Below are 14561 nucleotides of genomic sequence, written 5' to 3'. Positions count from 1 at the left end.
CGTGTAGGCTGGCAGGCGCAGATACTTTGGAAGCCACTCTCCTGTGACGTTCCGACGAGCAAAGCTCGGTGAAGGCGCATGATTGAATGTTTCCTCGAAGGCCGCGCGCGGCAGGTACTGGTGGAAGCCGCCGCCTTGCGCGGTGAACGTCACGATGTCAGTTCTCAGACTGGGCACCATTTCGATCAGAAAGCCATCGGCTCTCACGAACAGGCGGCTGTCAGAACCCGGAGGTGTCGTTTGCTGGTCCTTCATGGTGTTCCTTCAGGCCGGTTGAGCTTGGGGGGCTTCACCAACCCAGGTGACACACTGGCTGGCCAGACGGGTGATACGGTAGATCTCGCGGTTCTCGCTAGCGAGATCGATGAGGTCACCGGGATCACGTTTGAGCGAGATCTCGTACCCGGTGTCCGTTTGCTTGACTGGAAAGTGCCGGGCAATTTCCTCGCGCTCCTGGACGTCGTAGGTCGAGTAGTGGGGCACCGTCAGGTCCACGAGGACCTTCATGTCCGCAGGGACCATCGGCGCCGCCTGGATCGCCTCCCTGAACGCTCGAATGCGCTTTCGGAAGGTGCCAGGCTGGGCAAGCTCGTCGCGCCACAGAGTGCCAACGAAGTCGCCGATCACGCTGTACTCCCACCCCCCGCAGCGCCAGCTGCCATCCTTCTGTCGTACCAGGCGGTTCTCGCCATCGACTTTCAGAAATTCAGGCGCTGGCGCGAGAGCGGGCTTTTTCACTGGCATCGGCATGTAGCCCAGGTCAGGCCTGTCGGTGTTCAGAAAATGCGAGTGGCGCATGATCCGCCAGGGTGCGAGGTCTCCCTCGCCATACAGGCATGTGACCAACCTGCTGTCAGCCCAGAGGCTTCCAGCGTGCTTTTCACCTGCCGCGAGCGCCAGCGCGATGCTTTCGAACCCTGCTGCGGTGAGTCGCGAGAGCACCTCCTCAGACTTGTCTTTCGGAATGCTGGAGTCCCAGCCGCCAACGACCAGGGTGAACGGCACGTCGTGCTGCTCTTTTGGTGTGGCCAGTTGGGTGAGCCAGTCTGCGATGTACTGCTCGGGCTTGTTGCGGCCCCCGCGGACCTGCAGCATGCCTCCCTCGCAGGCGGCGCCGCTGCTGAAGATCCACTTCATTACGGTGGCCAGGGGCCCCACCGTCCGGCATCCCCAATGCGGGGTGTGCGGATAGCAGTTTTTTTCGTACGTCTCTTCGTAGAGCACGTAGATGGTCTCATTGCCCGGGGTTTGAAAGGCCGAGGCGAGTTTTGCTGTGCTGACGGTTGCACCCATATTGGGCCTCCTATAGGAAAACCGGGCGCACCTTCTCCAGCTCGGGGAAGGCTTCCCCGGCGGGATTGAAATTTCAGGCCGGAAAGGCCCAGGGATCGCTGATTTGCCCAAAGGCACGGCCAGCTGCCGCTTCGAACCTCGCGCACCAGGCGGAGGGTATGAATTCGCTTTGCAGAGCCCCCGCCAGGCGCTCGGCGCGCGCAGGGGCTGTGGAAAGCGCCGCCAAACCCCTGTCAGGTTCGGCGGGCACTCTAAACGTGCCGCAGAAGCGGCATTGATCAAGGTTTCAGCTGCTGCAGCGCCAGCGTGAGCGCTTCGTGCTGCGCAGGAAAATGCAGACCGTCAGGCACGAAGGCCCAGATTGCCGGTCGCATCGTTTCGACATAGATCACCTCGGGCACCGCAAAGTGCACACCAGGGAACTGCACACCGAGCGCGCCGGCGGCGGCCACCAAGCGGGGGATCACCTGGTCATCGGTGTCGAGCCCCTGCAGGACGTCCTGGGGCTCGGTGAATTGCTCGCTCTCGCGAGAATGGAACTCGATCTCGAAGAGAACTCCCCAGACACCGTCCTTGCGAGCGATGCGTGTGATGTCCCCGACCATTTGCGCCTTCAGGCGATCGTGCAGGTCATGGATGTTGAGCAGGTGCAGCGGAACATGCTCCTCTGCAGGCCAGCGCGTAATCACGCCCCGGCGGTCAGTCACGTACGGCGAGATCCGCCAGGTTTCCATCGCGCCAGGCATCTGCAGGCTGTGTACCCGCGCGAGCGGATCCAGGTTGTAGTGCACGCCCTCGATTCCGTAGGCGTCCATGTCATCGGTGGATGGCTGAACGATGTCGGCGCAGCAGCCCTCCATGCCATAGCCGTTGGGCTGCTTGTGGTACTGGCGACCCTCGAAGCTGCCGCCGCAGTGGCTGCAGAACAGCGAGCGAACCCGCTGTTGAACGTCGGGATGAAACCGCGAATTCTCAGTTGTCATGGAAACTCCAGAAAAACGGAGCCCCGCCCCCACCGGGGCGCGGGCCCCAGGGGGTTGATGAGACTTCGATCAGCCGCTCATGGACTGCAGCATGCGGGCCAGGGCCTCACGCTGCGGATCCTCAAGCAGGCCATCGGGCACGAAAGCCCAGACGGCCGGCCGCTCTTCGTAGATGTTCGCCGGGTCCGGAACTGTGAAATGCACACCAGGGAACTGGCCTTGCATCTCCAGCAGATCGGCGATCAAGTTGGCGATGACCAGGTCCCGGGGAGGGCGCTTGGCGTTCTCTTCGGGCGAGTCGAGATTGACCTCGCTCTCGCGCGAGCAAAACTCCAGCTCGAACAAGACGCCCCAGACACCGTCCTTGCGAACAATGAAGGTGTCCTCTTCGAACATCTGGCACTGCAGGCGTTCGAGCAGCTCTGGATCGCTCCTGAGCTGGCCCTTCAGGTGCTGGGCGTCGGGGTTCTCATTGATTTCGCCCCAGCGGTCCGTCACGTTCTGAGTGATGCGCCAGGTGCTGAATGCGCCCGGTGTGTCCAGGTCGTAGACCCGGGCGAGGGGATCGAGGTTGTAGTGGACGCCGTCGACACCGTAGGTGGCTTCAACATCCTCCAACGTGCTGCTCTTCATCCATCCGGCGCAGCAGTCGCCCAGGCCCCAGCCAGTGTCCTGGTTGTAGAACTGGCGACCTTGGAACCGCTCGGCGCAGCGGGTGCATTTGAGGGTTCGTACCGGAATTGACAGGACGCTGTGGTACACGGTTTCGCAGATGGTTGTCATGGGATCTCCAAAGGAAAGAGGCGCCCCCACCCCAGCGGGGCGGAAAGAGCCCCGGTGGGTTGAACAATGGGTCGGGACTGCTGCGGCTCACGCCGCACGTCTGATGGAAGCGCTACGCCGGCTGGGCATCTGCCGAAAGCGTCTCGCCGATGCGGCGCTGCAGCTCAATGCGCAACGTCTCGTCGGTCACGCCCTGCAGCATCTCGCTGAAGCGCGTGGCCACGACTTGAGCAGCTTGGCCCAGGTCCTGTGAGTCGAGGGCCTTGTCCAGCTGCGCGCCGAGTTGCGCCACGTTGGAAGAGATGCTGTGCAGCTGGAGACGCCGGCTGCGGTACCGGCCCGAACCCCCGAACTCAAAGAGGCGGGGCTTGCTGCTGGACCAGCAGCCTTCGATGTTCAGAGCCTTCAAGCCATGGCCATCGTCCAACAGCATCGCCAGGTCGAAGAGATCTTCCAGGGCGGCGACGTTGTCGAAGTCGATGCCATCGACGATCTTGGTGAAGGACGCGTCCGCCGCCTTGTCAAAGGCGCCGGCGAGCGTGCAGAGAAGGTCCTTTGCGGACTCACCCTCAGGGGTGATTCCGCGCGCGACGATCAAAGGCTTCAGGCGTTCTGCCAGATCGTCCCACTGGCACTCGTGGCTGTCGCTGCACTGGTGGATGTAGGCCATGTCACCACCTGGGTCATTGGCATCCAGTGCGAAGTCACTGAACAGCGCTTCGATCACCGGAGTGACTTTGCCGAGAACCAGGACGCCAGTGGCTTGGTACGAGTTATGGGACATATTCTTGCTCCTTTCGAGCGAAAAGTCGCGGAGCGCCTCCGAACGGAGAGCGGGCTCCGCGGAGTTGAGAAAAGGTTGCTGCCAGCGCTTGCGGCGCCGGCGGGAAGGGCAGGCTCTACCATTGGTGAGGCGCATGCCATCGACCGAAGAGGTCAGGCGGCCGACATTTCCGTGCGGCGCTTCAGGGGAGGCTGGCTTGCCAGTTGTGCGGCAAGCTCTACATCCCGCGCGACGCGGGCCTTGAGACCCTGCAGCGCCAACTCAGCGCTGTCGTAGGCCTGGCCGGCGGCTTCGTCGACCCAGACCAGCTTGCAGCTGGCTTCGGGGCCGGTGAGCCGCACGCGCGGTGCTGCCCGGCGTTTGCCTACCAGTACGGGGCGATGCCCTTGAAGAAGCCCTTCGGCTTCCTTCTTGCCGGCGAGCCAGCCATTTTCGTAGTCATCCTTGTCCACCTGCTTGCGCAGGTGGCTCGGTGGCTGGATGGACCAGCCCTCGATGGCTGCGCGGCGGCCGAGGCGCCAGGCCTCTGATGTGGTTGCGTTGGGTGTCATGGTGCGTATCTCCGTTGAAGAACGCGAGGCCACTCACCCAGGGGGCAAGGAGCCCCGCAAGGGTTGAAGAATCGTCAGTGCGCCGCAGTCGGTGCAGACCCGGCAGAGGCTGCAGCAGCTGCTGCGCGCACCTTTGCGTTGAGCGCGTCGGCCGAGATGAACGCGTTGTCCTTCCAGGTCCAGTACGTCCCGTTGAGGTTCGCATAGATGCGCGTCACGTGCCCCGAGTAGAACTCGGAACAGCGAAAGCTCTCAACGCCGCCATGGTGGCCCCAGCGCATCGGCGGGAGGCATTCGAGTGCGGCGGTGAAATCGCGCTCTGTGCTGGGTTCGGGCGCGGTGATCATCGAGGCCTCCTGCATTTCGTGGAAGGCCTGGATGTCCGAGATCAGGACCTCCTCTCCGTAGCGGGCGGCAATCTCCGCCTGGGTCTCGCCGGAGAAGCTTCCGACCTGGCGGCCGTCAGGCAGCTGCACAACCTGGTCGATCGACCGCGCATGAAGCGTGGCTGTGGCCGGGATGTAGAAGAGCTTGTCCAGCCGTACGGCGCCGGGGATGCTTGTGGTGGTGGTTGCGGTCATGGTGGTCTCCAGAAAATGCGCGAGACCTACCCCAGGCGGGGGCTCGGCCCCGCAAGGGTTGTGGTGATGGTGTGTGCGTCAGCAAGTTGCAGCGCTAGAGCGGCAGGGCACGTAGGCCTGGCCATCCCAGCGCTGCAGATCTTCCATACGCGGTTTGGGCGTGCTTCGAGCCGCCTGGATCATGGCGTCCGCTTCGTCCTTGGCTCCGATCATGATGAAGGAGTGGGGCAGGGCAAGACGGAAGCTCAGCAAGCCAGGGGCGGCCAGCGGCAAGGAAGAAATCGGGCGCGGACGCGCGCGAGGATTCAGTTTCATGGTGGTCCGAGGGAGTTTCGAGACCACTTCCCGTGCGGGAGGCGATCCCGCAGGGGTTGAAGGACTCCGGCATGGCCAGAGCGGTTGGTGCTGGTTGTTTGGGCTCCTCAGCTAGGAGACTCGGGCCCCAATCGAAAATGAGGCAAGTGCCGAAGCATTGTATAGCCTGAAATGGAAACAAAAAAGCCCCGACCGAGGGCGAACGGGGCTGCAGGTGACCGTTGAGAGCGGCGCGCTTCGAGAATCGGCCCTCGGTCAGGTTGCGCGATGGCAAGGGCCGTAGAGCTCGGTGCTGGTCATGGTGTCCAGGTTCACCACTCGCGCGATGTTCCAATTGCGGCCAGCGTGCGGCACCCCCGCACCGTTGAGCAAGGTGTGCGCGCCCTGGATCGCATCCTTGACCGCCTGCTCGTTCGGGAACGCGATGATGAGCGGCGCTTGGCGCGCGAGAGTGCGGGCGTGGCTGTCACCCCACATCCCAACACTGTCGCGCGGGATGCCCACGCTGGGCTCGCGGAACACCGCCATCACCTGTGGAAGGGTGCACTTGCCCGTGGCCTGCAGCGCACGCAGCCGGTGAAACACATTCGACTCGTGCTCGGGATTCACCGCAGGACGGTCGAAGCACAACACCTGACCAGGCGCCAGCTCGAACTGGTCGCTCATGTCCGGCCGCAGGCCCACATCGACCACGTGGCCACCATTACGCGCAACGAAATTTTCGGCGGCAATGGTCTTGCCGCTGCCGGGACCGCCAACGAGCGCGATGAAGTCGGCGACCTCGGGGTTGAACGCGGCGACCGCCTCCTGCAGCATCTGGGTCACAGAGGCCTGCCAAGCGGCATCGAAGCGCCGGCTCAGTCGACGCGGGAACTGGGCGCCTTGCGTGATCGCGCTGCTGTGCACGAGGGACGTGATCTCGCCAAAGGACCAAGCGGCCATGTTGCCGCTATTGGCGCGCTGCAGGAGGGCGTGGTAATTGCGCTCGCCGAGCATCTGAGCAACCTCGTCCAGGGACTGGTCCTTGGTCAGGGGCGGACCCCCTGCCGGTATTTTGCCCGCCAAGCGGTTGACATCGACGCCATGGGCAAACGGCTTGCCCTTCACAAGGGTGAAAAAAATCATGGAACACCTTCTGGATCAGGTGCGGGCAAGAGAGCATCCCGGCGTTTAGCCGGGGGGCGGGGCGCTGCGCTAGCTCCACGTAGCCCGCCAAAAGGGTTCGTGAGAACAAGTGAAAGGTGAATCGCCATGCCTAGTTGGCCCCCCGTACAGCAACAAGCTGCGCGCCCCGGAGGCGGCTTCGCGAATTATAGCGCTGTGGCGTTCGCGGGCGGGTGGACCTGCTGCAGGCTCAGGTCCGTTTGCGAGCAAGGCGGATCGCTGCCTTCCATGTCGCATATCCAATTGCACCCCCGGCGACGGTGGAAACGACCACAGGCCAAAGGGGTGGGGTCACAAGTCCCAGTGCAAGCGCGGCGCTTCCGAGCGTGCTGGAGCCAAGGACGGTAACGCTCCCGGCCGCGATCGAACTGCCGGCTGCAGCTCCAAGCAGTGCGACCACGCCGCCCGCCGCCGCGCCGCCCACCGCGTCGTCCATGTCTTCTGGCTTCAGGGCTTGCAGCTGGGCGAGCGTGCGGGCGACCACCGGTTGGCTCACCTTGCGGAGTTCGATAAACGCCCCGGTCACGCGCGCCTTCAGCTCAGCAAACTTTGCATCCCCAAGTATCCGCCTGGCGCCGTCCAGGAGGAGGGTGATGCCGACGAGGGTCATGTCGTGTGCCTCTACCACGTCAAGCCGTGGAGGGGCCAGGAACGCCTCCAGCCCGCTGCCAATGGCGAAGCCCGCAAGCGAGAACACCGCAGCTGCACCTGACAAGAGGATCACCGCGGGCACGCCGAAAGCTGTGCCCATTGCTGCCACACCGATTGATCCGACGATCGAGGCTGCAGCGGTGCCGGCAGACCCGACCACCGCTGCGCTGGCCGCAGGCATTGCGGTTGCAAGCACATGGGCCCCTAGTGCCACATTGCCGGCTTGAACCCCTGCGTAAAGAATTCCCGCCCCGAGGGCCATTTCGGCAAGTCCCACGGACATTTGATGCTCGCTGGCCAGGGCAGAGGCCTTGGCAATCATGCGAGCGACGGCCTGTATTGCGTCGCCTGGAAGTTCGATTTTCATTGGACGGTCCCCCAGAGGCAATGATAGCGATGAGAGGAGGGCGCGGGCCCGGGGCTCACGAAATCGGTGGCACCGGGCTTGATGGCCAGGAGGTGCCCAGCGCGATGCCAATGATTATCTGTAGTGGACCGCGAAACGGCTGTGGAGGCGCTCGGAAGGGCGCGCGATCGACTGCTAGCGGGCAGAAGCTAGTAGTCCAGCGATAGTGCAATACGCAAGATTCGGATTACATGACCTCTCCGACTGGCGAGTTCGCCGCTTTTCAAGGCCGTTTTTCATTCTAGAGTGCTTCGCACTTCAAAAAGGACGCGCATTTCGCAAGTGAGACGCTGTGCCTATTCGGAGAAGGGGCGTGGTTCATGCATTTTTCTGTGAAAGATAACCATGTGTCGCGCATCGCGATTAAAATGCATACCGCTGAAAGTGGCGGGATAGCAGAATCTGCCGCCGGTTTCATAATGTGAAGTTAATCGAGGGAATGCGAGAAATGCGCGTGAAACAACGGGTGGAATATCTTGTCGGCCATGGAGAGAGTGGCATTGGGGTTATCGTCGAGGTTGACGACGAAAAAGAGGAAATCACCGTTATCGATGAGATTGACGGCTCGAAATGGGTCGGTCTGATGGACCACGCCACTTTGTGCGATCCAGATGACTAAACCGGCATCAGTTCGCGCCACAGGGGAGTGCACCGATCCAGGGGAGGCGCTGGGGCGTTGCATGCGGTTTTTTGACGAAATCGGGCTCGAATGCCACTTCGAGGTCGGCGCATCCGGCTTCTTGCCAGGAATCGCCATCCGCAACGGGGTGCTTTTCGTTGACCCTTCCGCTCCTGCATCCAATGCCCTCCATGAAGCGGGTCACCTGGCGCTTTTGCTTCCCAAATTCCGAATGAAGGCGAGCGGCGATGTGAGCGAGGTGTTCGACTCGATGTTCGCCTCACTCGGCGATTTGGAGCCGGATAGTCCTGTCATGCGTGCCGCGATGGCGAGTGGAGATACGGAGGCGACCGCCTGGGCCTGGGCCGCCGGGGTGCATCTCGGCTTGGCGCACGAACTGATCATTCAGGATGACGAGTACGACGGCGCCGGCGCTGGGATTCGGGTAATGCTGGCGAGTGGGCGCTATGCAGGAATTCACGGTCTGGCTCACGGAGGGTTTTGCGCGACAAAGCCTGGCGCCCTTGCTACTCACCTTGGACTTCCGGCTTTTCCGCAGCTGAACACCTGGCTGCAGAAGGACTTCGAATGAACCAGGCCGGGGCGAACGGCAAGGTACCTGCGCCTGCGATGGGGCGACACGATGAACTGGTGCGCCTGGGCAGTCGCTGGGTAAAGCGCCAGGGATTTCCGGTGATCGCGACAGAGATTTCGGCCGTGGGGAGCAGGGAGCAACCGGACATCATCGGTTTTCGGTCGACCGCATCAGTGGTTGTCGAGGTGAAGGTGTCCCGAGCGGACTTTCTTGCAGATGCCCGTAAGCCGGAACGGGCACCCGGGGGAATGGGATTGGGGCTCTATCGCTTCTACCTCTGCCCGGAAGGCTTGCTGCGGGCAGAAGATATGCCGGCTGGGTGGGGGTTGCTTTACGCGCGGGGGAGAGGCGTCGTGGAGATCAAGAGGCCCACAGGGAATACGTGGCCACCAGCGGGGAGGGCTCACGGGGATTGGGAAGCTTTCCAGCACCCGGCCTGCCATGTGAAAGAGCGAGCGGTGCTTTTCTCCATCGCGCGTCGGCTCGCTGGTGGCAAGTAATGCCTTCAACCGTTATCGATGAGCAAATTGCCCTTGCTATTGTGAGGCAAGTGTCAAGATCGCGTTGATGCTGGGAGGTTGGCCAGCAATGGGCCTTTCCAGTCGTTTCCTAGTTCGGATTTCGGCCAGTCGGGGAAATCTCACGAGCCATTTCAAGGGATAGTCGCAGGCGAGCGCCCTTGACCGACTCCTGAGAGCCCCGCGCCAGAGTACAACTCCAACCGCGGCTTGTAGTGCAGTAAGCGGCCCACGGATGCGATGTAGCTTCTCTCGCCATGGCGGGCGGCGTGGAATGTCAAGTTGAAAAAATGCAGTTTGAAGCCTGCGGGTTTCATCTGCCACTGTAGTTAAGCACCGTCCCTATGTCAGTAACTCCAGAGATATGCCTGAAGCGTTCGCAAGGCCAGAGGTGGTTCTCAGCATGCGCCGTTGCCGTTTCATCAACAGGAAGCAAGTAGCCTGGCGGAGCATCATAAATGCCTTAGCACGCACCAAAGGAACTCGCATTGGCTGTTTTAGAGGCGTACGGAGGTTCTCGGGCTTCATTTCGTGGGCCCATCAGGGGAGGGCGGAAACACGGAGACACGACCGTTTGGCGTTTGCGGGGTCAACCGGTCCTGCTTCCAGCGCAATGGCGATTGTCGCGCGCGAGAGCGAGCGAATCTCAAGCGGAGGAGTTAAACGTCGATCACCGTCTCGATTCGACGTGCGACGTGGTTTTTTGGACCCATAGGCCTGATTGACTTCCCAAAAAGGGTGCCCGTAGCGGTGGCCTGACGTAGGGCAGGGTGGGAAATTCAGCCGAATACCGGCGGGTACGGGGTATAGGGACGTGTTTTTGTGATTACCTACGATTTGAAAGCTTTGCGTCGGTAGGCGGATTCCGCGCTCCACGAATAGGCATCGGAGAGGCTAGCCAGGCGCGCACACCAAGAAGCCACGGGCATTCAGATGACGGCAGTCAGCCAACCCTTTGAAAAACGGTGCGTCCCTGGTAAAAAAAGGCGCTGAATGCCAGAAGATCGAGTTGCAGGTCTACTCGAACCATTCGGGGTGGTCTTTCTGATCTCTATCGACCATCATCGCCACGATCTCACGAAACTGGGCCAAGCTCAGAACGCCATCGCTATCGTTCAGGTAGGACGGGACAATCATTGAGCGGAAGATAGAGCCCTCAAATTCTTTGCTGTAGCGCAGGACGATAAAGTGCGCTCCGGGCTGCATCAGATCATCATCGAATGCTATTTGCGTAGTGCCCGCAAAGGCCATGACAACTTCGTCAAGGCCAAGTAGGCTGTCACGAGGATGGGGCCTGATCTGTTCGTCGCTCGGTGACGAGTGCCAATGGGGGTGATCTCGGTTTTTGTGCCGGATCGGAAAGTGATGGGAAAATCTCTTTTTAGAACAACTACTTAGCGTTGCGCAAAGGTGTTGCGCGAGTTCGAAATTCTTCTAGCGTTTTCCCACGCGCGATGGCTTCGTTCAACCAAGCGGGTCGCCGCCCCTTTCCTGCCCAAGTATTCCCAACTGCATCTTGGTACATGACCTGTCTGCCGGCTAGGATTCCCGCGGTCTGTGAGGTCAAAGATTCAGTCTTTCTTGTCTTGGAGGTGGCTGCTTCGAACAGATCGGCTGGCACCAACTCGAACCTAGCGATCACCTCTTTCAACAATGGAATGATTTCTTCGGCTTCACGGGCTTCGCTCATCGCCTCTTCCAGGCGTTTCTTCATTTGAGTGAGTGTCTTGGGCAATGCGATCTCCATATCGGAAGCTTGGACGCAACTTTATCCATTGTGATGGGGAACGCCGAAGAGATCGACCACCTTGAGCAGTCCTCAGTTCGGGCTCCGACAAAAATCAAAAGGCCCCTGACGCATTGAACGCCAGAGGCCTTTGCTTCGCGCGATCGCGCTGGCTGATCAGTCGCAGTACGTCGTGCTGCCGACGCGCCTGCAAGTGGAACTGTTGCCGCGTGGGCTGGTGATGTAGGTGGAATTGCCGATGGAGCGGGCGCTGGATCCGTCGCTGCCATAGGTGGTGTTGCCGCTCTGACGGTACGACTCGCCACTGTTGCTGTAGACGGTATTGCCGCTCTGGCGGTAGGAACTGCCGTCCGATCCGTAGGTAGTGTTGCCACTTTGGCGATAGCTTGTGCCGTCAGACCCATAGACGGTATTCCCGGACTGGCGGTAGCTGGTCTGGGCTTGCGCACTGGCTGTCAACACCATGGTTGCCAGAGCGATTGCGATTCTTGTGTTGTTCATTCAATCTCCTCGGGTAGAGACGCAGCGGTAACGAACTGTGTGCGGGGCACAAGGTATTTTTGGAGTGCCGAGCGACTGGGCTACCACCTTGAGCAGGCTGTCTACAGGCAGCCAGCCCGTCCTCAATCCTTCGTGCCGGCCTTTCCGGTATGCGGGTTCACGTTGCCCTTTTGGCTCCAGTTGTCGGACTTGGTGCCGTTCGGATTGGTCGCTTTGTGCGGAGCCACGTAGGTTCCATTTTTGGTGGTGTGGTCAGCCACGCTGTGGCCGCTGCTGGAGCTCTTGCCTGAGCCGCTTCCCCCCTTTGCCGCAGCAACGGTGCAGATGGCCAGGGCCGCAATCACGATCAGAGTTTTCTTCATGTTGGTATTCCTCTTGCGCCAGGGTCGGCGCGCTGACATGGTGCGTAAGCACCGGCTGCTAATCAAGGTTCAATTGCCGGCAACACAGCTTGATGGAGCCAGGTCAACCAGCAATCCCGAGCCAGGTCAATGGCAGTGCCTGGTCCCGGTCTTGTGGTCGGTATGGCATCCCTGTTTGTCAGTTCCGCCCGAATGGGCATGCGCGAAACCTGCGCACAGCAGTGCGGCAATGAGGAAGGCTGTTTTCATGTTGTCTCCAAATTGGCCGGCATGTGACTGGGCCGGTCTACCAGTGCTATGTGGCTCGTTCATAAATTCGGCATTTTTACGCGCTTGAAGGTTTCCGCTGAACCGCCTGGAAACGTGTAGTTCACCGACACGCCATTTGAGCTGATCCATGCAGTAGCATCGTCCACACTCACGCTGGTGTTGACGGATTTCAGCGCCGCATAGGCTCCAGTAACATGGGGTGCCGCTATCGATGTCCCCAGCGCACCGCTGACGGCTGTATCCGAGGTGGAGTTCGAGGACTTGACGGTGTTGGGGCTGGAGAGATTTTCGTTGCCGCCTGGCGCCAAGAATATTGCACCGGTGAATGACGCCTGCGGTCCCAGATTCGAGTGATCGCTGATCATGGATCCGGTGGAGTCGTTGCCGACCGAGGCCACTTTGATGGCCCCAGGCAGACACGCGGGATACCCGATTCCATTGCGGATGCCTTTGTTCCCCGTGGCAATGACGACGGGCACGCCCATACTCTTGAGCGCAGCGATTCGGTTCATCAATGGGACATGCTCGGTATTGCAGTTGGACCCATAGGTGGTGATCGAGGCAATGCTTATGTTCACGACATAGGGGTTCGCGGGCCCTGACAACGATCCAAAGATGGATGATGTGAGAGCTTTCATGGTGTCTGCTCTGAAAGCCAGCGCCTCGAAGACCGGCGAGCCACCTACTGTCGAGCGATAGGAAAAAACTTGAACTGCGACCAGGCTGGCATCATTCGCCACTCCTTGCAGCGTGGCCGGAACCAAGCTTGGATTAGCTTTGCCTGCTGAGACGCCAGCCACCTGCGTGCCATGGGTGCAGACCTCCGGCTTTGCAGTGCAAAACGCTGCGTTTGAATAGGGCAAACCTGATCCCGAAAGGCCGACGGGACTATCGTCGAAAAGATCGGGAGATGGACATATCGAGGTGTACGTATAGTCGTCGGAGACGTTGTATCCCGAGGTCCCAAAGCAGCCTTCGTTCACGACTCTGGTCGAGCCGCCGGCTTGAAGAAATCGGTGGGTTTTTCTGACGCCCGAGTCCAGCACCACAATGGTTTGACGAGCACCGCGGTATCCAGCCGTCCATGCCTGCGGCATGTTCAGGAGGCCGGTGCTGTTGAGCAAAGTCGTTCTCGCATCGCCCTTGTTGACGTTGACGCTCAGGATCCGGACATCCCGATTTGCGTAAAGGCGTGTGACCTGCTCCAAGGTCAATACGACAGGCGCCATTCCCAGCCCGGCCTGCGCTTCGGTCAACGGCGGCAGTGCCTCAATCCCGGCAGATTTCAGAATGTCATTCAGCGCTTCCGAATTGGCGTTGACTTGGTGTTGGTAGGCCTTGGCCGGCATGTGCCCTGGCAGAGAGTAGGACGTGCCGCCACGCAGCGTGATGGCAACCTCCACTTTGCCTACTTTCCTGGCCATCACCAACGCCTCTTCTGGCCAGATCGCCTGCCGCTTGTCCTTGGAACCCTGGATGCGAATAGCACGCACATTCGTGTTGTCGCGCAGCCCATAAAAGGCCTCACGGTCAATTGTCGCGGTCACGATGGGACTGAGGCTGGAGTTCAACCGGCGATCGATACCCTGAATCCCCTTTGCATAGGACTCCGCCAGCACGCGATCCAGCAGATTGTTGACCTCCGAGGGGCCCAGGTACTTGGTGCTTCCATTTCTCTGTATCGAGTAGGCGGGCTCGGCGGTGTTGAGAACCAGGTCTACGGACACAGTGGGGGAAGAGTTCAGCGCTTGTTCGATGCTGTCCAAGCTTCCGTCCAGACTGTAGGCATGGGCCCGGCCCCGATCCGTCGGATCGGGCGCAAATGCGACCACGCTCGATGACGTGGACAGCATTTTGAGACCCGCGGCATCGGTGTAGAAACCGATCTGGCCCATGTTGTTGGTCCATCGACCTGCGGGAAAGGCCGACTTTCCCAGTTCGGCGTAGAGGCTCTCCGCCTTGGCATTCAGTTCCCGGCTAAGGGCTTCCTTGTCCTGGGCAATGCGGCTCATGGGGACCCGGTCCAAAGTCACCATCACGCGGACCAGGCCTGTTTGCTTCACAAGCGATTGCAACTTCTCCATTTCGGGAGCAGTGATGTCCGCTGCGTTCGCAGCCAATGCAATGGTTGCCAAGAGCACCACGGAACTTGCTTTGCACGCGTGCCCTAGTACCTCGAGTGCGCCGCGATGAATGTGCCGATTGACCATGATCGTCCCTTGTGAAATGCCAGAGTTCGCTTGAGCCAAGAGCGATTCGCACTACACCATGCGGGCTACTCCGCAGCAACTTAAATTTGGCACTCAGGACGGACCACGCCGCTGTCCAGGCGCATGCTTCGGCGCTGAGGACCGAGGCAGCGGCGGCACGGGCCCATGGACAGCGAGCCCTCGAAGTACGGCGCCCCAAAGACTGCCTCTAGTGCGCGCAGGTGGTCC

The 14561-nt window shown here is 60.7% G+C and carries 17 protein-coding genes and 1 pseudogene; 1 reads left to right on the top strand and 17 read right to left on the bottom strand.

Going from position 1 to position 14561, the window contains the following annotated elements:
- The 11 genes and pseudogenes from ACK59X_RS08305 to ACK59X_RS08255 all read right to left on the bottom strand — a co-directional run.
- Window positions 1–255, bottom strand: a pseudogene (locus ACK59X_RS08305) (hypothetical protein); the annotation flags it as partial.
- A 9-nt stretch (window positions 256–264) separates the two neighbouring features.
- Window positions 265–1293, bottom strand: coding sequence for a hypothetical protein (locus ACK59X_RS08300; protein WP_409956406.1), 1029 nt, complete (start codon window positions 1291–1293; stop codon window positions 265–267).
- 278 nt (window positions 1294–1571) lie between these two features.
- Window positions 1572–2276 (bottom strand): hypothetical protein, encoded by a 705-nt coding sequence (locus tag ACK59X_RS08295; RefSeq protein WP_409956405.1) that lies wholly within the window; start codon window positions 2274–2276, stop codon window positions 1572–1574.
- 69 nt (window positions 2277–2345) lie between these two features.
- Window positions 2346–3059 (bottom strand): hypothetical protein, encoded by a 714-nt coding sequence (locus tag ACK59X_RS08290; protein ID WP_409956404.1) that lies wholly within the window; start codon window positions 3057–3059, stop codon window positions 2346–2348.
- 112 nt (window positions 3060–3171) lie between these two features.
- On the bottom strand, window positions 3172–3843 hold the full coding sequence (locus tag ACK59X_RS08285) for a hypothetical protein (protein ID WP_409956403.1): 672 nt from the start codon (window positions 3841–3843) through the stop codon (window positions 3172–3174).
- A gap of 152 nt (window positions 3844–3995) precedes the next feature.
- Window positions 3996–4394, bottom strand: coding sequence for a hypothetical protein (locus ACK59X_RS08280; protein ID WP_409956402.1), 399 nt, complete (start codon window positions 4392–4394; stop codon window positions 3996–3998).
- Window positions 4395–4468: 74 nt separating this feature from the next.
- The gene (locus ACK59X_RS08275; protein WP_409956401.1) at window positions 4469–4975 is read right to left on the bottom strand and encodes a hypothetical protein; all 507 of its coding nucleotides are present in this window, start codon (window positions 4973–4975) and stop codon (window positions 4469–4471) included.
- Between the two features lie 78 nt (window positions 4976–5053).
- Window positions 5054–5290, bottom strand: coding sequence for a hypothetical protein (locus ACK59X_RS08270; RefSeq protein ID WP_409956400.1), 237 nt, complete (start codon window positions 5288–5290; stop codon window positions 5054–5056).
- 255 nt (window positions 5291–5545) lie between these two features.
- A complete protein-coding gene (locus tag ACK59X_RS08265) occupies window positions 5546–6415 on the bottom strand; it encodes a hypothetical protein (protein ID WP_409956399.1) in 870 nt (289 codons plus the stop codon).
- A 229-nt stretch (window positions 6416–6644) separates the two neighbouring features.
- Complete coding sequence (locus ACK59X_RS08260; protein ID WP_409956398.1) at window positions 6645–7472, bottom strand: hypothetical protein; 828 nt, start codon at window positions 7470–7472, stop codon at window positions 6645–6647.
- Between the two features lie 466 nt (window positions 7473–7938).
- Window positions 7939–8193: a hypothetical protein gene (locus ACK59X_RS08255; protein WP_409956397.1), complete on the bottom strand. Its 255-nt coding sequence runs from the start codon at window positions 8191–8193 to the stop codon at window positions 7939–7941.
- On the opposite strand from ACK59X_RS08255, the gene ACK59X_RS08250 reads away from it, so the two are divergent.
- On the top strand, window positions 8192–8722 hold the full coding sequence (locus tag ACK59X_RS08250) for a hypothetical protein (RefSeq protein WP_409956396.1): 531 nt from the start codon (window positions 8192–8194) through the stop codon (window positions 8720–8722). The two genes, ACK59X_RS08255 and ACK59X_RS08250, sit on opposite strands and share 2 nt — an antisense overlap.
- Before the next feature lie 1538 nt (window positions 8723–10260).
- On the opposite strand, the gene ACK59X_RS08245 is transcribed toward ACK59X_RS08250, so the two are convergent.
- The 6 genes from ACK59X_RS08245 to ACK59X_RS08220 all read right to left on the bottom strand — a co-directional run bounded on the left by ACK59X_RS08245 (window position 10261) and on the right by ACK59X_RS08220 (window position 14333).
- The gene (locus tag ACK59X_RS08245) at window positions 10261–10494 is read right to left on the bottom strand and encodes a hypothetical protein (protein ID WP_409956395.1); all 234 of its coding nucleotides are present in this window, start codon (window positions 10492–10494) and stop codon (window positions 10261–10263) included.
- Window positions 10495–10633: 139 nt separating this feature from the next.
- Window positions 10634–10990, bottom strand: a complete 357-nt coding sequence (locus tag ACK59X_RS08240) for an H-NS family nucleoid-associated regulatory protein (protein WP_409956394.1) — start codon at window positions 10988–10990, stop codon at window positions 10634–10636.
- 156 nt (window positions 10991–11146) lie between these two features.
- Window positions 11147–11491 (bottom strand): hypothetical protein, encoded by a 345-nt coding sequence (locus tag ACK59X_RS08235; protein WP_409956393.1) that lies wholly within the window; start codon window positions 11489–11491, stop codon window positions 11147–11149.
- A gap of 122 nt (window positions 11492–11613) precedes the next feature.
- The gene (locus tag ACK59X_RS08230; protein ID WP_409956392.1) at window positions 11614–11853 is read right to left on the bottom strand and encodes a hypothetical protein; all 240 of its coding nucleotides are present in this window, start codon (window positions 11851–11853) and stop codon (window positions 11614–11616) included.
- Window positions 11854–11979: 126 nt separating this feature from the next.
- Window positions 11980–12102 carry a YHYH domain-containing protein gene (locus tag ACK59X_RS08225; RefSeq protein ID WP_409956391.1) on the bottom strand — a complete coding sequence of 41 codons (123 nt, stop codon included), beginning with the start codon at window positions 12100–12102 and terminating at the stop codon, window positions 11980–11982.
- A gap of 59 nt (window positions 12103–12161) precedes the next feature.
- Window positions 12162–14333: a S8 family peptidase gene (locus tag ACK59X_RS08220; protein WP_409956390.1), complete on the bottom strand. Its 2172-nt coding sequence runs from the start codon at window positions 14331–14333 to the stop codon at window positions 12162–12164.
- Window positions 14334–14561: the final 228 nt, after the last annotated feature.

Origin of the sequence: Acidovorax sp. (genome assembly GCF_046339755.1) — a bacterium.
In the GTDB taxonomy this organism is placed as follows: domain Bacteria; phylum Pseudomonadota; class Gammaproteobacteria; order Burkholderiales; family Burkholderiaceae_C; genus Acidovorax.
This window is presented reverse-complemented; position numbering and strand designations above follow the sequence as displayed.